The 18,183-nt window shown below is 69.9% G+C and carries 15 protein-coding genes; all 15 read right to left on the bottom strand.

The genetic code is table 11. The features are described from left to right. Window positions 1–180 precede the first annotated feature (180 nt). Entirely contained in the window at window positions 181–1,974 is a 1,794-nt protein-coding gene (locus tag FHT26_RS03430; RefSeq protein WP_168558787.1) for a pilus (MSHA type) biogenesis protein MshL, read from the bottom strand. Continuing rightward, window positions 1,971–2,363 (bottom strand): hypothetical protein, encoded by a 393-nt coding sequence (locus FHT26_RS03425; RefSeq protein WP_168558786.1) that lies wholly within the window; start codon window positions 2,361–2,363, stop codon window positions 1,971–1,973. The genes FHT26_RS03430 and FHT26_RS03425 overlap by 4 nt, the downstream gene beginning before the upstream one ends. Beyond that, complete coding sequence (locus FHT26_RS03420) at window positions 2,360–3,013, bottom strand: hypothetical protein (RefSeq protein WP_168558785.1); 654 nt, start codon at window positions 3,011–3,013, stop codon at window positions 2,360–2,362. Before FHT26_RS03420 ends, FHT26_RS03425 begins: the two co-directional genes overlap by 4 nt. Then, window positions 3,010–3,600, bottom strand: a complete 591-nt coding sequence (locus tag FHT26_RS03415) for a PilN domain-containing protein (protein WP_168558784.1) — start codon at window positions 3,598–3,600, stop codon at window positions 3,010–3,012. Before FHT26_RS03415 ends, FHT26_RS03420 begins: the two co-directional genes overlap by 4 nt. A gap of 13 nt (window positions 3,601–3,613) precedes the next feature. Continuing rightward, complete coding sequence (locus tag FHT26_RS03410) at window positions 3,614–4,666, bottom strand: type IV pilus biogenesis protein PilM (protein WP_168558783.1); 1,053 nt, start codon at window positions 4,664–4,666, stop codon at window positions 3,614–3,616. 1 nt (window position 4,667) lies between these two features. Then, the gene (locus tag FHT26_RS03405; protein WP_168558782.1) at window positions 4,668–7,694 is read right to left on the bottom strand and encodes a PA14 domain-containing protein; all 3,027 of its coding nucleotides are present in this window, start codon (window positions 7,692–7,694) and stop codon (window positions 4,668–4,670) included. After that, window positions 7,691–8,176, bottom strand: coding sequence for an agglutinin biogenesis protein MshP (locus FHT26_RS03400; RefSeq protein WP_168558781.1), 486 nt, complete (start codon window positions 8,174–8,176; stop codon window positions 7,691–7,693). The genes FHT26_RS03405 and FHT26_RS03400 overlap by 4 nt, the downstream gene beginning before the upstream one ends. Continuing rightward, window positions 8,157–9,014, bottom strand: a complete 858-nt coding sequence (locus FHT26_RS03395; protein WP_168558780.1) for a PulJ/GspJ family protein — start codon at window positions 9,012–9,014, stop codon at window positions 8,157–8,159. The genes FHT26_RS03400 and FHT26_RS03395 overlap by 20 nt, the downstream gene beginning before the upstream one ends. Further along, window positions 8,992–9,573: a PilV family protein gene (locus FHT26_RS03390; RefSeq protein ID WP_168558779.1), complete on the bottom strand. Its 582-nt coding sequence runs from the start codon at window positions 9,571–9,573 to the stop codon at window positions 8,992–8,994. The genes FHT26_RS03395 and FHT26_RS03390 overlap by 23 nt, the downstream gene beginning before the upstream one ends. 44 nt (window positions 9,574–9,617) lie before the next feature. Continuing rightward, window positions 9,618–10,853, bottom strand: a complete 1,236-nt coding sequence (locus tag FHT26_RS03385; RefSeq protein WP_168558778.1) for a type II secretion system F family protein — start codon at window positions 10,851–10,853, stop codon at window positions 9,618–9,620. A gap of 1 nt (window position 10,854) precedes the next feature. Then, a complete protein-coding gene (locus tag FHT26_RS03380) occupies window positions 10,855–12,621 on the bottom strand; it encodes a GspE/PulE family protein (RefSeq protein ID WP_168558777.1) in 1,767 nt (588 codons plus the stop codon). 37 nt (window positions 12,622–12,658) lie between these two features. Beyond that, window positions 12,659–15,154 (bottom strand): GspE/PulE family protein, encoded by a 2,496-nt coding sequence (locus tag FHT26_RS03375; protein ID WP_490362767.1) that lies wholly within the window; start codon window positions 15,152–15,154, stop codon window positions 12,659–12,661. A gap of 204 nt (window positions 15,155–15,358) precedes the next feature. Then, a complete protein-coding gene (locus FHT26_RS03370; protein ID WP_168558776.1) occupies window positions 15,359–16,660 on the bottom strand; it encodes a TRAP transporter large permease in 1,302 nt (433 codons plus the stop codon). Continuing rightward, window positions 16,653–17,162: a TRAP transporter small permease gene (locus FHT26_RS03365; RefSeq protein WP_168559205.1), complete on the bottom strand. Its 510-nt coding sequence runs from the start codon at window positions 17,160–17,162 to the stop codon at window positions 16,653–16,655. Before FHT26_RS03365 ends, FHT26_RS03370 begins: the two co-directional genes overlap by 8 nt. Window positions 17,163–17,170: 8 nt before the next feature. After that, complete coding sequence (locus FHT26_RS03360; RefSeq protein ID WP_168558775.1) at window positions 17,171–18,145, bottom strand: TRAP transporter substrate-binding protein; 975 nt, start codon at window positions 18,143–18,145, stop codon at window positions 17,171–17,173. Between the last annotated feature and the right edge of the window lie 38 nt (window positions 18,146–18,183).

The following is an 18,183-nucleotide window of genomic DNA, read 5'->3' as shown; positions in this document are numbered from 1 at the left end:
TGCTCTTGCGCCGCCCGGTGGAATCACCTCGAACGACCGGTCGCTGCGGACAGGCACGATTGCCTGGGTTCGCTTGGCTGGCAGGTGAATGCTGACGAGCGACTTGGGAGAGAGCATGCAGATTCGCGAGCGGATCTCGACCGGATTGCAAACCATTGCAAACCGGCACGCTGACCCGGCTCAGCGCACCGCCGGCTTCTTCGCCGAACCGTCGAGCGTGATCACGCGGCGCTGGCCTTCGATCTCGTCGAGCGACGCCCGGCTCTGCTCGGTCAGCCGCTGCCAGTCGTCGGGGCCGCGGATGATGGTCGGCTTGATCAGCACCACCAGCTCGCGCTTGCGGCCGGCGTTGACGCGGTTGCTGAACAGCGTGCCGGTCAGCGCGTTGCTGCTCGCGCCGGGCAGGCCCGAGCTCTGGCGCGACGACTCCATCTGCATCAGCCCGCCGATCGCGACGATCGCGCCATCGGGAATGCGCACCACCGTGTCGGTCTCGTTGACGCTGCTGGACGCCAGCGGCAGCCGGTAGTTGCCGATGGTGCCGAGGTCGATCTGCTTGGTCTTCTCGACCACCGAGGTCACCGACGGGTGCACGTGCAGCGTGACCATGCCGGCCTCGTCGATCTGCGGCGTCACGTCGAGCGCGATGCCGGAGAAGAACGCGGTCAGCGTCAGCGTCGGCAGCGTCGTCGTGCCGGTGCTCGTGCTGCTGCCGGTGGTGATGCTGCCGCCCGACACGTTGGTGACGAAGTAGTCGTCGGTGCCGACCTTCAGCACCGCCTTCTGGTTGTTCAGCGTCGCGACGCGCGGGCTCGACAGGATCTGCACGTCGCCGTGGGTCTCGATGAAGCCGAGGATCGACTGGAAGCCACCGCTCGCGATCGCGAGGCCGGTCGCGCCGCTGCCCGAGACCGGCAGGCCGACGGCATCGGCCAGCGCCGATGCGCCGCTGGCCAGCGTGGGCAGCCCGTTGGCGTTGCCGACCAGCGCATTGCCGGCGCTGCCGCTGCTCTGGCCGATCGCGAAGCGGCTGCGCAGCACCGACCAGTCGATGCCGTTCTGGAAGCCGTCGCGCAGCTCGACCTCGATGATCTTCGCCTCGAGCATCACCTGCCGCTCGACCGAGGCCCGCGTGCTGCGCAGGAAGGCATCGACCTGGCGCAGCTCGTCGGGCATCGCGCGCACCGCGATCGTGCCGGACTGCGGGCTCGCGATCACGTTGCGGCCGGCGGCCGTGCCGACCATCGCGCGCAGTGCCTCGGTGGTCTCGGCCCAGAAGTCGCTCTTCGAGCTGGTCGACACCTGGCTGCCTTCGGTGTCGCTGCCGCGCGAGCGGCCGCCGTTCGACGCGGTGCCGCCGTTGGCGCCCGTGCTCCCGTTGCTGCTGCTGTCGCCGCCGGACGACGCGCCCGAGCTGATGCGCGTGTCGCTGCGCCCGCTGCGCTGGGTGTGCAGGTAGTTCACCATGAAGATGCGCGTCTGCAGCGTCGGCGGGAACACGGTGACGCGGCGGCCGTCGATCTTGTAGTCGTAGCCGTAGACCTCGCGCAACGATTCGAGCGCCTCGCGCATCGTGACGCCCTTCAGCGTCACTGAGATCGTGCCGCCGACGTCGGGGTGCATCAGCATGCTGTAGCGCGAATCGGTGACCAGCGACAGGAACACGTCGCGCACCTGCGCGCCGTTGACGATCAGGTCGAAACGCGCCTCGGACGGCGGCACGGGCATCGCCAGCTTCGGCGCCGGCGGCGGGGTGTCGGGCGTCGACACCGGCGCCGACGGCGGGCGCTGCGCGAGCGCCGCGGCGAGTTCGGCCTGCAGGTGGGCGTTGGGGCTGGCGGTGCGCAGCGGCTGGTCGGCGCAACCGTACAACCCGAGGGCCAGCCCCAGGGTCAGCAGCGGCGCTGCGCACAGGCTGGACATCCAGCGGAGGCCCGGGCGGCCGGGCCGCCTGACTGCTTGGATCGGGTTCATCGCGGGACATCCTTTGTCGTCTGACGGTGGGAGGGAACAGGCCCAGGGACGGCGTGGCGCGTCACGCCCGGGTACAGCGGCACGCGCTGCACGCCCTGCGCATCGCGCAGCCACACGGCGTCGTCGTCGATGCGCTCGATGCGGCGGTCGCCGAGCAGGTCGCCGACCGACAGCCGGTGGCCCTGGTCGACCAGCTGGCGGGTCGTGCCGACGACGACGATGTGGCGCGGCGCCACGTCGCCGCGCTCGCCCGGTGCGCTGGCGGCCGGGGCCGGCTGCGCGGACGCGGGCGGCTGCATCGGGTCACGCAACGGCTCGGCGGCGGTGGACGCGGCCGCGGGCAGCAGCCCGGCGAGGGCCATGGTGCGGATCAGCGGCAGGATCGTCATGGCGCCACCTCCACCAGGGACAGGCGCAGCGCGAGCGACGACGGCGCCGCCGCGCTGCCGCTGAGCTTCAGCGTGTCCCAGCGCAGGCCGGGCAGGGCCTGTTCCAGGTCGGCGAGGTAGTCGACCAGGTCGGCATAGCGGCCGCTGACGCCGAGTTCGACGCCCTGCCAGCGGATGCCGTCCGGTCCACCCGACGCGGCGGAGACCGGTGCGGAGGCCGAGGCCGGCGCTGCGGCGACGGTGGCGATCTTCACCAGCGTCAGCCGCTCGTGCCGTGCCAGCGTGCGCTCGAGCAGCTGCGAGAGCGTCGGCCGCTCGCCGCTCGCGGCCCCCAGGCGCGCGATGTCGGCGTCGACCGCCTGCTGCCGCGCCTGCCACTGCGCGATCTCGCGGCGCAGGCGGGCCAGCGGCGAATCGTCGCCGGCATGGCTGGCCGCATCGAGCTGCACGCGCAGCGCCGAGAGTTCGGTGCGTTCGCGCTTCAGGCGTTCGGCCAGCCGCTTCTGTTCGGTGATGGCGGGCGACAGCAGCGCGCTGTCGGCCACGGCCACCACCAGCGTGGCCGCTGAGATGAACAGCATGCAGCGCTCGCGCAGCCCGAGCGCATCGATGCGGCGCGCACAGCGCTTCCAGGTGTCGGCGGTCTTCATGGCCGCGCCCCCGATCTCACCAGCACGAAGCGCCAGTGTTCGCCCGCCTGCTCGACCTTCAGCGTGGTGAGCGCCTGCCCGGCCAGCAGCGGTTCATCGGACAGGCCGGCGATCCACGGCTTCAGCGCCGCCGGGTCGAGCGTGCGGCCGGACAGCGACAGCGTCTCGTCGTGCAGCGCGATCTCGTCGAGCCAGGCCGAGGCGGGCACCGTGCGGGCGACCAGGCGCAGCCGCGCCGAATGGCTGCGGCCGTCGACGATGCGGCCGCGCATCAGTTCGGCCAGCAGGCGCTCGCGTTCGCCGACCTGCCGCTTCAGCGCCTGCAGGCTCTGCTCGAGGCTGGTGGTCTGCAGCGCGGCGGCGGGGTTGGCGGCGATCGCCTTCTGCAGCGATTGCCGCTCGGCCGCATGCTGCCGCGAGGTCGCCTGCAGCTCGCGGTCCAGCGCGGCGCGCTGGAACGACACCCAGGCGCAGGCGGCGAGCGTGCCGGCCACCACCAGCGCGAGCGATTGCGCGATGGTGCGGGCGGAGAAATGCCGATGCGTGGCCAGCAGGACCGGGCGGTAGAGGTTGATCTGTTGGGGCATCGTCGGCCTCGACTCAGAGCGGGGCGCCGTCGCGCAGCAGCGCGCCGAGCAGCGGCAGGCAGTGGCGCGCCAGCGCGGCGTTGCCGCGGCAGGCCTGCTGCAGGCCGTCGAAGGCCGGGCGCGGATCGAAGGGCGTGACCGGCAGGCTGAGCTGCCGTGCCAGCAGCCCGACCAGCGCAGCCGTTTGCTCGCCGACGTCGACGCTGAGCGTGGCCAGCGGCAGCTCGGGCCACGAGCGCTCCCACAGGTCGAGCGAGCGCTGCAGGTCGAGCACGATGCGCGGCATGTCGGCGGCAGCGGCGTCGAATGCCGACTCGGCACCGTAGTCGATGAAGTCGGGCAGGTCGGTGTCGCCGCCCGGGCCGCCGTCCAGCGGGATGGGCTGCGACAGCCGCTGGAGCGCGCCCGGCAGCGCCGTCGCCATCGCCCCGTTCCAGTCGAAGCGGCGTGCGACGAACAGCTCGCCTTCGGCGCTGATGGTCAGCAGGCACTGGTCGCCGTGCTTCATCAGCAGCGCCTGCGCGCGATCGGTGCGGCCGGCGGCCCGGGCGACCGCATGCTGCAGGTTGCGCTGCGCTGTTTCGCGGATGTCGATCGCGCCGAGTTGCAGCCCGGCCGACTCGCAGACGGTCGCGATGCGCTCGATGACGCGGGTCGGCGCGGCGGCGACGAAGGCCTGCTTCTGCGCACGGGGCCGCCCGTCGCCGACCAGCATCACGTCCAGCGTCAGGTCGTCGACGTGGCCGTCGACCAGGTCCTTGATGCGCCAGCGCGCGGCCGATTTCAGTTCCTCGGGCGGCACCGCGGGAGCCTCGATCTGCAGCAGTGGGCACTGGTCGAGCGGCAGCAGCGCGACGATCGAACGCATCGGCAGCCCGAGCGCGCGCAGCTGCCGGCCCAGGTCCTGCGGCCGCTCGGCGTCGAACGGCAGCGTGCCGCAACGCAGCACGCGCCGCGGCATGGCGGCGCCGTCGCCGTCGGCCAGGTGGGCGAAGACGAGCTGCGAGCCTTCGAAGGCGAGCGCCATCGAGTCGGTGGGGGCGGGCTTGCGCCAGGTCCAGAGCATGTCAGTAGTTCTCGCGTTGGTCGACCAGCCGGTCGGTGCCGTGGAACACGCCGAAGGCGGCGCGTGCGGCAGGGTCCTTGTCGTAGCCGCTGCCGCACCAGCCGCCCCGCAGGAAAGCGAGGCCGGCGCCTGCCGTCGCCGCCTTGCCGGGGGTCCATGGCTGCAGGCAGGCGTTGTCGGCGACGGTGTCGAGGCTGAGTGCGACGTCGACCGTGCCGCTGTGGTTGCCGGACGGCGCGGCCAGCAACAGCGTGGTGACGCCGTTGGCGACCAGGATGCTGCTGTTGGTCAGCGTCGTGTCGGCCGCGGTCAGCGTCTTGCGATGGTTGCCGAAGCTCACGCTCGCCGGCGGCACCGAGGTGCAGTGGTCCGACGTGTTGGTCTGGAAGCTGCCGTCCATCCAGTACTGCGCCGTCAGCGGCATGTTCAGCACGCGGCCCTGCGAGCCGACGGCGTTGGACAGCTTCAGCCTGCCGTACCGCAAGGGCACGGTGGTCAGCAGCGTGCGGTCGTAGCCGCTGACGGTGTCGGTGTCGAGGTTGTAGCTGCTCATCGCGACGCCGTCGCTGTCGACCGGCGCAATGCCGAAGCTTGCGGTGAACGGCCCGTCAGGGGTGGCGCCGCGCTGCGCTGCCGCCACCAGGGTCACGTTCGACGCGGTGCCGCCCGACGATCCGGTGCCCCAGGCGCCGCTGGAGGTCCCGAGCGCCAGGCGAGGCGAACTGCCGGAGGTCAGGAAGCGGGTGCTGCCGTCGACGCCGCCGAGTTGCCATGCGGTGGCCGACGTCACGTCCAGCATGGCAAAGAGGCCGGTGTAGTTCTTGGTCCTCACCCCGGCGCCGTTGACCGCGGTCAGCGTGAACTTCAGCTGGAAATTCTGGCCGAGGTAGGTGAAGTTCTTGCTGGAGGCGCAGGTGATGTCGGACCGGTTCGTCAGCGAAACCGTGCCGACGGTGAAACCGGCGGGCGTGAAGCGCCCGACGCGCGCCGACTGGGCGCCGGAGGCGTTGAACACCGTGGGAGTCAGCGACAGGCCGCTGCCGATGAAGTTGCTTACCACGCTGGTCGTCGCGAACAGGAAGCTTCCCACTTCGGAGTACTGCATCGTCGCCGTCGCGCTGCCGCCACTGAAGCCGGTGATGCTGCCGCCGCTCAAGGTGCCCAGTATTCCGCCCGCGGGCGTCTGGCTGCCGCTCACGGTCGACAGCGTGACGGTGCTGGAGAACGACGGCGCGAGAAGACCGGCGGTGGTGTTCGCGAGCGTGGCGCTGCTGTCCGGCAGGCCGTCGTCGTTGGCGTCGGTGCCGTTGCTCTTCATCGCGGCGGTCCATCGATAGGCGCCCACCGTGGCCTGGAAGTTGACACCGGCCTTGGCGAACATGCCGTCGGTGCTGCTCGATCCACCCGGGTTGCCATTGCTGCCCTGCGTCAATCCCTGCACGACGATCGCGAACGGTCGCACCGTCAGGGTGTTGCTGCTGCCGCTGACGGTCGAGCTCGTCTGGCTCGGGGTGTCGTCCTGCAGGTTGAGGCCGTAGCGGCCGATGTCGGTGGTGTCGAGCATGAAACTCGCCACGCCGGACGTGAAGCTCAGCGTCAGGTTGTTCGACGCGGGTTGCGACGAGGGGATGCTTGTCGCGGACACGGTCGGGGCCGTCCAGGTGCCGTTGCTGTCGGTGCGCCACATCTTCAGCGCGCGGCTGCCGGTGTAGTCGGTCGCGACACCGCAACTGCCGGTGCTCGGGTCCTTGCGGATCAGCGAGGCGGTGTAGTCGTGCGGACGGCCCGCGACCGCGACATCGCTGCCGCTGATCTTGTTGGAGGCGTCTTCGGCGAAGGTGAAGGCGTTGTCGCGAAAGGCCAGCGTGTTCGACGCCGACGCGCCGGAAACCAGGGCGTTGGTCACGGTGACGACGACGTCCTGGGCCAGCGTTTCGGCAAGCTTGAGCTTGACGATGCCGGCGTCGCTGGCATTGAAGGCGTAGCTCGCCGCGCCGTCGTTCGCGCTGCCGTTGTCGAGCGTGCCGACGGGCGCCGGCGAGCCGCCGGCGCTCCAGTCGCCGCGTCCGGTCGAGGTGCCGAGCGTGATGCTGCCGGCGTAGTCGACGTAGGTGTTGCCGGTGTTGTCGATCGCGGTGATCGACACGCTGGCCGGCGCGCAGGTGGACTGGCTGCCGCTGGCGCTGATGTTGAAGTGGTTGAGCGAGAGCGCTTCGTTCTGGCAGTGGAACAGGTTGCTGGCGGGGACCGTGACGTAGCTGGACGATCCGGGAGGTTTCCAGCGCAGCTTGCTCACGGCGATGCCGCTCTCCTCGTAGAACTCCAGTGTCAAGGGGATGTAGTTGCCTGCCGTCAGGCCGGTGACGGTGGCGTAGTAGGTGTTGCTGACGGTCAACCAGTGGGAAATGATCTCGGCATCGTTCACGTACAGCCGCACGCCGTTGTCGGCGACGAGCTCGAAATCGTAGGTGCCGGAGGTGGGCACCAGGATCAGGCCGGTCCAGCGGACCGAGAACTGATCTGCCGGGATGCTGCTGTCCGGAGAGCCGCTGGACCAGTCGAAATCGATCGTGCTGTCGAGGCGGGTGAGCGTCTTGCCGGTGAAGTAGGCAGCGGCCGTGCCGTTCTGGTCGTAGTAGGTTCCGACGAGTCCGGCGAGTGGTGCCGCCCGGAAAGGCACGCTCACCTGCGCGTTGGCCGCAATGGTGTTGCCGGCCAGGTCGGCCACGTTGTTGACGGTCAGGGCCTGGCTGCCGACGGGTGGGGACGACAACGTCAGGTGCACCGTGCGCTTGTCGGCCAGCAGCGTCGCCGATTGGATGGTCGCTCCACCGCTCAACGCGTAGTTGGCTGCCGCCTGTGCGCTGGCGTCGGTGACCTGTTCGGAAAACAGCACGTCGGCTTCGACGCTGCCGCAGCGGGTGGTGGATGCCGATGTGATCCAGGGCTTGGTGGTGTCAGCGGCATGCGAGGGCCATGCCGTGCAGGCCACCGCCAGAAGGAGCAACAGGCGCAGCGGGAGCTTCATCGCACGAGCGTCCAGGTGAGTTGCCGCTCGACATAGGTCTCGCCGACGGCGTCGGTGGCCGGGCAGATGCCGTTGGTCGGCGCGTTGCAGGCGTTGGCGACCACGGTCCAGAAGGTCAGCGCGGTGGCGCCGTCGCTGGCCGTGTCCGGGGCCGTGCCCGGCGTGCGCGAACAGGTCAGCGTCACGGTGAAGCCCGCCAGGTTGCCGCCGGGCACGATGCTGTTGGTGGCCATGCAGGCGCCCGTCGCACCGCCGACCTTGCGCTGCCAGTACGCCCACCACTCCAGCCCGGCCCGCGCCGCCTGGTAGGCCCGCGCCGACTGCAGCTCGGCCGCGCCGGCCAGGTGCTGCTGCCGGCTCACCGAGGCCAGTGCCGCGCCGAGCGCGGCCAGCACGACCAGGATGAACACGACCGACACCATCGTGAAGCCGGTGTGCGTCGTGCGGCGGCCCGCGCCGCGTTCAGGGCGCGTTGTCGACATGGGCTTCATGGTGCAGCGTGATGCTTTCGGTGCCGGAGGTGCTGGTGGTGGCGAGCGTGAGCTGCAGGCTCACCAGTCCGGCGCTCATCGCGACGACCGCGCTGTCGTAGGCAAAGCGGCAGGCGGTGACGCCGGTGGCCAGCACGCTCGACGCGCCCCCGGTGGGCGGGTCCGGCTGGCTGGCCTGGAAGCCGTAGCCGCTGTAGCGCGTCACGGTTCCGGCACCCAGGTCGCAGCGGTAGGTCACGGGGGTGTCGACCGCGAACACGCGGTACGGCGACGCGAAGTCCATCAGCGGCAGGCCCGCCAGCGAACTCATCGTGATCGCCGTCGCCGGCCCGGCGGCATTGGTCGCGGTGCGGCGGTTCGAGTCCGCCTGCTCGGTGGCCGTGCCGTTCGGTGCGTAGGCGTCCGAGCCGGTGATGCCGCTGCCGAGGTTGAAGAAGACCAGCTGCTGCGCGCTCTTCAGCGTCAGCGCCGGCCCGATCAGGTCGAACGAGGTGTCGATGCTGCCGAACACGAGGGCGTCGCTGCCTTCGGTGCGGTAGCGGGCGATGCCGGTGGTCGGGATCAGCTCGACCGCCAGCCCCGAGGCGTTGACCCGCACGCTGTTCGGCAGCGCGGCGCGCAGGTCGCGCGCGATGCGGCGCAGCGCGGTATCGGCCGCCTCCACCAGGCCGGCGCGCGCGACGGTCGACAGGTAGAGCCGCACCGGCAGCACGATGAAGTTCGCGACGATGCCGGCCAGCACGCCGGTGATCGCGATCACGATCACCGCCTCGAACAGCGTGAAGCCGCGGCTGCGGGCGGCCGCGTCACAGGGCCGGTGACGGTGCATGGAAGCTCCTGTAGCCGTCGAGGGCGAGGCTGTTGCCATCGGGGCTGGTGACGGTGACGGTGATCTTCAGCACCACGTTGTTGGCGGCCGTCAGCGGGTAGAAGCTGTTGCCGAGCGCCGCTGCCGCCACCGTCACCGCGGCCGAATAGCCCGACAGCGCGGCGACCGGCGTGTTCGTGATGTCGACGATGCCGTTCATCGCGTAGCCGTTGTAGTCGTTGACGTTGTCGAACTGCGGCGATGCGAAGCGGGTCTCGCCCGTCTCCGGTCCCATCGCTTCGGGGAGGCTTGCACAACCGGCCGTGCTGACCACGGTCGCGGCTGCGTTGGCGTCGTCCGGGTCGCACCAGGTGTACGGCATCAGCTCGATCTCCTCGAGCAGCGATTCGGCGATCGCCAGCGCCTGGCGCCGTTGCAGCGGGTCGGCGCTGTGCGCACCGGCCTGGATGAACACCCGCAGCACGCCGGCCAGCGCGGCGCTGAGCACCACCATGAACACGACCAGCTCGATCAGCGACAGGCCGGTCTCGCGGGTGGGGCGGAAGGTCAGGGTGCTCATGCCGGACTTATCGGAGAGGGGTGGTGCTGCTGGAGGGGTACAGATCAACCGGGCTTGCCGAGGGCGGCCTGGCCGAGGTTCCACAGCGGCAGGAAGACGCCGAGGGCCAGCACCAGCACCAGGCCGGCGATCACCAGCAGCAGCAGCGGCTCGATCGCGCCGGCCAGGTTCTTGATGCCGTAGGCGGTCTCGCGCTCGTACATGCCGGCCACCTCGACCAGCAGCGTGTCGAGCTCGCCGGTTTCTTCGCCGACCGCGATCATCTGCAGCACCACCGGCGTGAAGATGCCGCTGGCCGCCGCGCAGCGCGACAGCGTGCCGCCGCGCTCGACGCCGTCGCGCATCTGCTCGATGCGGCTGGCGATCCAGGCGTTGTCCACCGTCTGCGCGACCACCGTCATCGCCTGGCTCAGTGGAATGCCGCTGCGCGACGCGAGCGCGAAGCTGCGTGCGAAACGGGCCAGCGTGGCCTTCAGCACGATGGTCCCGACGATCGGCAGCCGCAGCTTCAGGCGGTCCCAGCGGTAGCGGCCGTCCGGCGTGGCCAGCCAGCTGCGCAGCGCGACGAACCCGCCCGAGCCCGCGACCAGCAGCGCCGGCCACCACGCGAGCGTGAACGCCGAGAAGCCGAGCAGCACGCGCGTCATCAGCGGCAGCTGCGTCTTGAAGCCGGCGAACACCGACGCGAAGGTCGGCAGCACGAAGAGGTTGATGACCACCAGCGCGATGCCCATCGCCACCATCACCATCGCCGGGTAGCGCAGCGCCTGGCCGATGCGGGCGCGGATGTCCGTCTCGAACTCGATGTGCTCGGCCAGGCGCTGGAACACCTCCGGCAACCGGCCGGTCATTTCGCCGACCCGCGTCATCGCGACGAAGAAGCCGGAGAACGCCCGTGGGTGGCGTGCCATCGCGGCCGACAGCTCGCGGCCCTGGTCGAGCGAGGCGCGCACGTCGGCCAGCATCAGCGACAGCGCCGGCTTGATCGACGAGGCCTGCAGGCCCGCCAGTGCACGCAGCAGCGGCACGCCGGCGCGCAGCAGCGAATGCAGCTGGCGGGCCAGCACCAGCGTGTCCTCGGACGTGATCGGCTGGCCGCGCAGCGCCTGCCACCACGACGGTCGCGCGAGTGCCACGAGGTCGGCATTCGGTGCGATGGTCACCGGCGTCACGCCGCCGGCCAGCAACTGGTCGGCGACCGCCGCTTCGCTGCCGGCGTTCAGCGTGCCGGTGATCAGCTCGCCGCGCACGTTGCGCCCCTTCCAGTTGAAGCGATCCATCTCAGGACTCCGTGTCGAACTCGCTGGTCAGCCGCATCGCCTCGGCGACCGAGGTCTGGCCGGCACGGACCAGGTCGGCGGCCCGGTGCGCGAGCGTGCGGCCGTGCATGCGCGCGCGCGCCGCGGCCAGGAAGGTGGCCGGGTCGCCGTGGGTGGCGGTCTGCGCCAGCGCGGCGTCCATCTCGAGCATCTCGTAGACGCCGAGCCGCCCGGCGTAGCCGGTGCCGTTGCAGGCCAGGCAGCCGCGGCCGCGCCGGGTCGCCAGCGCGCCGTCGCCGGTCATCAGGCCGAGCCAGGCGGCCTCTTGCGGCGATGCGTCGTGCAGGCGCGCGCACTGGCTGCAGTTGCGGCGCACCAGGCGCTGCGCGACCACCGCCTGCAGCGCGGTCGCGACCATGAAGGGCGGCACGCCCATGTCGAGCAGCCGGTACGGCGTGCTGGCGGCATCGCGGGTGTGCAGCGTCGACAGCACCAGGTGGCCGGTGATCGCCGCGCGCAAGCCGATCTCGGCAGTCTCGGTGTCGCGCATCTCGCCGACCAGGATCACGTCGGGGTCCTGGCGCAGCGTCGCGCGCAGCACGCGGGCGAAGCTGAGGTCGATCTTGTCGTTGACCTGCACCTGCGTCAGCCCGGGCAGCCGGTACTCCACCGGGTCTTCGACCGTGATGATCTTCTGGCTGCTCGCGTCGAGCTCGGCGAGCGCGGCGTACAGCGTGGTCGTCTTGCCCGAGCCGGTCGGGCCGGTGACCAGCACGGTGCCGGTGCTGCGGCCGAGCAGCGCGCGAAAGCGCGCCAGCATGTCGGCCGGCATGCCGATCTCGTCGAGCCGCCGCACCTCGCTGCCCTGGCCGAGCAGCCGCATCACGACCGATTCGCCGTACTGGCTGGGCAGTGTCGACAGCCGCACGTCGACCGTGCGGCCGCGCAGCCGCAGCGTGAAGCGGCCGTCCTGCGGCAGGCGTTTCTCGGAGATGTCGAGGTTGGCCATCAGCTTCAGGCGCTGCGTCAGCGCGCCGGCGATGCGCTTGTCGGCCTGCGTCTGCGTCTGGAGCACGCCGTCGATGCGGCTGCGGATCAGCAGCTCGTTCTCCTGCGGCTCGAGGTGCACGTCGGACGCGCCGATCATCATCGCGTCCTCGAACACCGACTGCAGCAGCCGCACGACCGGTGCGCCCTCCTGGCCGACCGATTCCTGCAGCGCGCCGAAATCGACCGCATCGCCGATGTCTTTCTCGAGCGCCTTCGCCAGGCCGGAGATTTCATCGGTGCGGCGGTAGTGGCGGTCGAACGCCGGCGTCAGCTGGCTTTCGGGCACCACGGCGACCTGGATGCTGCGCTTCAGCAGCCGGGCCACGTCGTCGTGGGCCGTCAGGTCGAGCGGATCGGAGAACGCCACCAGCAGGTGGTCGCCGCGGTCGTCGAGCACGATCGCGCGGTGGCGCCGCGCCGCGGCCTCGCCGAGCTGGCGCACCAGCTCGCCCTTCAACGGGTAGCTGTTCAGGTTGACCACCGGCGCGCGCAACTGGCGGGCCAGCGCATGGGCCAGGGCTTCCTCGGTCAGTGCGCCGCGCTCGATCAGCACGCGGCCGAGCTTGCGGCCGCTGGTGTTCTGCAGGTCGAGCGCCTGCGCGAGCTGCTCTTCGGAGATCAGGCGCTGCGCGAGCAGCACGTCGCCCAGGCGCAGCTTGTCGCGGCGCGTGGCGGTTGTGGCGTTGGTGGCTGCGGCGGCAGCGGTGCCCGATCCGGCCGATGCAGCGATCAGCTTCATGGCCGCGCGCTCCCGCCGCGGCCCGGGTGCGGCCCGCTCAGGCGTTGCTGGTCGCGCGCACCTCGGCCAGGCTGGTCACGCCCTGCAGCACCTTCTCGATGCCGTCCTGGCGCAGCGTGCGCATGCCTTCCAGCAGCGCGCACTGCAGCAGCTGCTCGGCACGCGCGCTGGTCTGGATCAGCCGGCGCAGCTCGCGCGACACGATCATCAGCTCGTGCAGCCCCGCACGCCCGCGCTGCCCGGTGCCGCCGCATTTGTCGCAGCCGGGACTGTGGTGCTGCATCAACTGGCCGTTCTGGCCGAAGCGTTCTGTCCATTCTTTAAGGATCACGTCTGGTTGGAACCCAGGGTGATCTTGCGGACAGATATGCAAGTAATCGTGCAGAAGCTCGTCGATTTTTTCGGTAGATGCCAACCCTGACACACGGCAGTGGGGGCACAAACGTCTCACCAGCCGTTGTGCCAGCACACCCAGCAGGGAGTCTGCAAAGTTGAACGGGTCCAGGCCCATGTCGATCAGCCGCGTGACGGTCTCCGGCGCGCTGTTGGTGTGCAAGGTGGACAGGACCAGGTGTCCCGTCAGCGAGGCTTCGACGCCCATCTGCGCGGTTTCGCCGTCGCGCATCTCACCGACCATGATCACGTCGGGGTCGGCGCGCAGGAAGGCCCGCAGCGCCTTCGCGAAGGTCCAGTCGATCTTCGGGTTCACCTGCACCTGGCGCAGGCCGGGCTGGGTGATTTCGACCGGGTCCTCGGCGGTCCAGATCTTGCGCTCGGGCACGTTGATGTGGCTGAGCGCCGAATGCAGCGTGGTCGTCTTGCCCGAGCCGGTCGGGCCGACGCACAGCACCAGGCCATACGGGCGCTCCATCGCTTCTTTCAGGTGCTTCAGGTTCCACGGGCTCAAGCCCACGCTGTCCAGCGGGATCGGCTTGGCCGACGCGAGGATCCGCATCACCACGTCCTCGAGCCCGCTGTTGGTCGGTATGGTGGCCACGCGCAGCTCGATCTTGTGCTGGGCCGAGAACTTCGAGAAATTGATCTTGCCGTCCTGCGGCTTGCGGCGCTCGGAGATGTCGAGGTCGCACATGATCTTGATGCGGGCGATCAGCGCATTGCGGTAGTTCGGCGGAAGCTCCAGGTGGGTGCGCAGCGTGCCGTCCTTGCGGAAGCGGATCTTGATCTTGTCGCGGCCCGGGTAGCTCTCGATGTGGATGTCGGAGACGCCTTCCTTGTGTGCCTCGATGATCATGTTGTTGATCAGCCGCACCAGCGAGTTGTCGGATTGCTCGATCTGCCGCTCGTCCTCGAAGCCGGGCAGATCGGAGTGCTCCTTCTCGAGCGTCTCCATCAGCTTGCCGGTGTCGGCGGCGACGAACTCGATCGGCCTGTCGGGCGACTCGCCGCCGGCTGCCTGGTGGTTGGCGGCACCGATCTTCTCGTAGGCGTCGAAGATGGTGTCGCCCACCGAGCGGCCGAGCGCCAGCACCGGCACGACCTTCATCTGCGCGATGAACTCGACCTCGTCGACCGCGCTGCGCCGGCGAGCCGGGTCGTCGATCGCGATCACCAGCCGGCCTTCGCGGATCAGGAGCGGCAGCACCTGCAGCCGCGCGGCCGCCGCATACGGCAGCTTGCGCAGCGCGTCGGCCTCGACCGGGAACGCGTTGACGTTGACGACCGGGTAGCCCATCTTGCGGGCGAGCGCCGTCTGCAGGTCCTCGCGCGAGACGGTGCCCATGCGCACCAGCAGCTCGCCCAGCGGCACGCTGCGGTCGTTCTTCTGTTGCGAGAGCGCGTCCTGCAGCTGTTCTTCGCTGACCAGGCCGAGCGAGGTCAGCGCCTCGCCGATGCGCACCATCGGCATCTTGGCCTGCTGCTCGATCGCGCTGAGCAGCTGGTTCGGCGTGACGATCTGGCGCGAGACCAGGATGTCGCCGAGCTTCTGGTTGCGCAGCTGCTGCTGCATGTCGGCGGCCTCGGCCACCTGCTGCGGCGTGACCACTTTCTGCGCCACCAGCAGGTCGCCGATGCGCTCGCCGATCTCGAAGCCGGCATAGGCGTCGCGCGGCACGAACAGGCGCTGCACGCTGCCGGCGGCATCGATCGGCGGGAACAGGAACAGGCCGTGCGGCGTCTCCACATGGCCGATGGTGTCGCCGTCGAGCAGCGCGCCGGATTTGAGCGTCACCTTGTAGCGGCTGGATGGGCGGTGTTCCAGCATGCCGGCGTGCGGGTCGCGGCTGCCGTCGCTGGCCGGCTTCAGCGGCTCGACGACGCGCAGGCTGCGGAACTGCGAGAAGCGCAGCGCCATCGTCGTGCGCGCCGGCGGCACCTGCACTTGGGCGACGGTCTCTTCCGGCACGAAGAAGATCAGCCGGCCGTTCATCTCGCGGTCGTTCAGCCCGACGATCCGGCAGGCCTGCGGCTGGTTCTGCTCCAGCGCGTCGGGGTAGGCGGCGAACGGCGGCGTCGGCCAGCGGAAGCCCTCGTGGCGGGCCTTCTCGGACGGTGCCGGCGCAGGCGTGGGCAAGGGGGGCGGCAGGTCCAGGGCCCAGTTCGGCGGAGTCGTCAGATCGGACACGGGTCCATCCTTTGAAGGACGGGCGCGTGCGGACAGGCCGGCGCGCCAGGGCGCGGAACAGTTTTCCGCCCTGGCATCGTAGAAGTACCAGCCCCTGTACAAAGCGACGAATTGACGGCGTTTGGGCCGCCAGATCCGCTGCTGGAGCGGGCACTAGCTCTTCATCTGGTTCGGCAGGAAGGTGATGATCTGCGGGAACAGGTACAGCAGCACCACCATCAGCACCATCAGCATGAAGAACGGGAACGCGGTCTTCGCGATGAAGCCGATCTCGCGCCGCGTCATGCCCTGCAGCACGAACAGGTTGAAGCCGACCGGCGGCGTCACCTGGGCCATCTCGACGACGATCACGATGAAGATGCCGAACCACAGCGGGTCGATGCCGGCCTTCTGCACCGTCGGCATGATCACGCCCATCGTCAGCACCACCATCGAGATGCCGTCGAGAAAGCAACCGAGCACCACGTAGAACGCGGTCAGCATCAGGATCAGCCCGAACTGGCTCAAGCCGAGCGACGCGATCCATTCGGCCAGGTGGCGCGGCAGGCCGATGTAGCCCATCGCGAGGGTCAGGAACGCGGCCCCGGCCAGGATCAGCGCGATCATGCAGTACAGCCGCGTGCCGCCCATCAGCGACTGCCGGAAGGTGTGCCAGGTCAGCGAGCCCTGCAGCGCCGACAGGACGAGCGCGCCCAGCACGCCGAGCCCGGCCGCCTCGGTCGCGGTGGCGAGGCCGGCGTAGATGGAGCCCAGCACCGCGGCGATCAGCAGCACCACCGGGATCAGGCTGCGCGAGGCCTGGAGCTTCTCGCGCAGGCTCGTCGGCGCATCGGCCGGCGGGATCCGGTCCGGGTGGCGCAGCGACCAGACCACGATGTAGCCCGAGAAGATCAGCGCCAGCAGCATCCCCGGCAGCACGCCGGCGATGAACAGCTGCGAGATCGAGACGTCGGCGGTGACGCCGTAGACGATCATGATGATCGACGGCGGGATCAGCAGCCCCAGCGTGCCGGCGCCGGCCAGCGAGCCGATCGCCATCGCGTCGGGATAGCCGCGGCGCTTCAGCTCGGGCAGGCTCATCTTGCCGATGGTGGCGCAGGTGGCCGCGCTCGAGCCCGACACCGCCGCGAAGATCGCGCAGCCCACCACGTTGGTGTGCAGCAGGCGGCCCGGCAGGTGCTGCATCCACGGCGCGAGGCCCTTGAACATGTCCTGGCTGAGCCGGGTGCGGAACAGGATCTCGCCCATCCAGATGAACAGCGGCAGCGCGGTCAGCGTCCAGCTCGACGCCGAGCCCCAGATCGTCACCGCCATCGCGTCGCCGGCCGGCCGCGCGCTGAACAGCTGCATGCCGATCCACGCGACGCCCGACAGCGTCAGGCCGATCCACACGCCGCTGCCGAGGATCAGGAACAGCGACGCAATGAGCAGCGTCGTCACCAGCAGGTCATTCATTGCGGCTCGCCTCTTCGGAGACCGGCACCACGCGCCGGCCGAGGATTTCCAGCACCAGCTCGTCGACGAACGCGATCGCGAGCACCGTGCTGCCGACCGCCATGCTCAGCTGCGGGATCCACAGCGGTGTCGCGTCGTTGCCGGTCGAGATGTCGTGGAACACATACGACTGCCAGGCCAGCCGGCAGGCATAGAACGCCGCCAGCAGTGCCAGCGCGCTCGCGGCGCCGAGCGCCCAGATCTCGAGCCGGCGCCGCGCGTTGCCGTGCAGCGCGTTGACCAGCAGCGTGACCCGGATGTGCTCGCCCTGCTTCAGCGTGTGGGCCAGCGCGAGGAAGCCGGTGGCCGCCATCAGGTAGCCGGCATGGCTGTCGATGCCCGGCAGGTTGAAGTGCAGTTGCCGGCTGACGATCGACAGCAGCACGGCCACCAGCAGCCCGACCATGAAGACCGCGGCGAGCGCGGCGCTGGCGTCGTACAGCGCGTCCAGCCCGCGGCGCAGCGCCGCGCTCACGGCTTGCGGTAGGCGTCGACGATGGCCTGGCCTTCGGGGCCGGCCTTCTGCAGCCATTCCTGCAGCATCGTGTCGCCCACCTTCTTCAGGTCGGCCTTCAGCTGCGCGGACGGCGGCAGCACGTTCATGCCGTTCTTCTTCAGCAGCTCCAGGTACTCGGTGTTCTTGCTCTTCGACAGCGCCCAGCCGCGTGCCTCGGCCTCGGCGCCGGCCTTCAGCAGCGCGGCCTGGGTGGGCTTGTCGAGCGCGTCGAAGGCGGCCTTGTTGACCAGCACCGCGTTCTTCGGCAGCCAGGCCTGGGTGTCGTAGAAGTACTTGATGTGCTCGTAGGTCTTGGTGTCGTAGCCGGTGGAGCCGGACGACATGTACGACTCGATCACGCCGGTGGCCATGGCCTGCGACAGCTCGGCCGCCTGCACCGTGACCGGCTGCGCGTTGACGAGCTCGGCGATGCGCGAGGTGGCCGGGCTGTAGGCGCGCCACTTGACGCCCTTCAGGTCGGCGGCCGAGTTGATCGGCTTCTTCACGTAGATGCCCTGCGGCGGCCAGGCCACCGCGTACAGCAGCATCATTCCCTGCTCGGCGAGCTTCTTCTCGAGCACCGGCTTCTGCGCCTTGTAGAGCTTCGCCGATTCGTCGTAGCTGTCGGCCAGGAAGGGCAGGCCGTCGGCACCGAAGATCTGCCACTCGTTCTGGTAGTTCACCAGCAGGATCTCGCCGATCTGCGCCTGGCCGCCCTGCACCGCGCGCTTGATCTCGGGGGCCTTGAACAGCGAGGCATTGGCATGCACGGTGATCTTCAGCTTGCCGGCCGTGGCGCGGTCGACGTCGGCGGCGAACTGGGTCAGGTTCTCGGTGTGGAAGTTGCTGGCCGGGTAGGCCGCCGGCAGGTCCCACCTGGTCTGGGCCCAGGCCGGGGCGGCGAGGGCGGCCGAGAACAGGCAGGCCAGGAGCGGAAGACGCACGCGCATGAGAGGTACTCCAGGGAATTGATGCGGCCAGGGTACGA

Origin of the sequence: Rhizobacter sp. SG703 (assembly GCF_012275445.1) — a bacterium.
In the GTDB taxonomy this organism is placed as follows: Bacteria; Pseudomonadota; Gammaproteobacteria; order Burkholderiales; family Burkholderiaceae_C; genus Rhizobacter.
The sequence above is the reverse complement of the archived record's forward strand: the minus strand, read 5'-3'. Positions and strand labels throughout refer to the sequence as shown.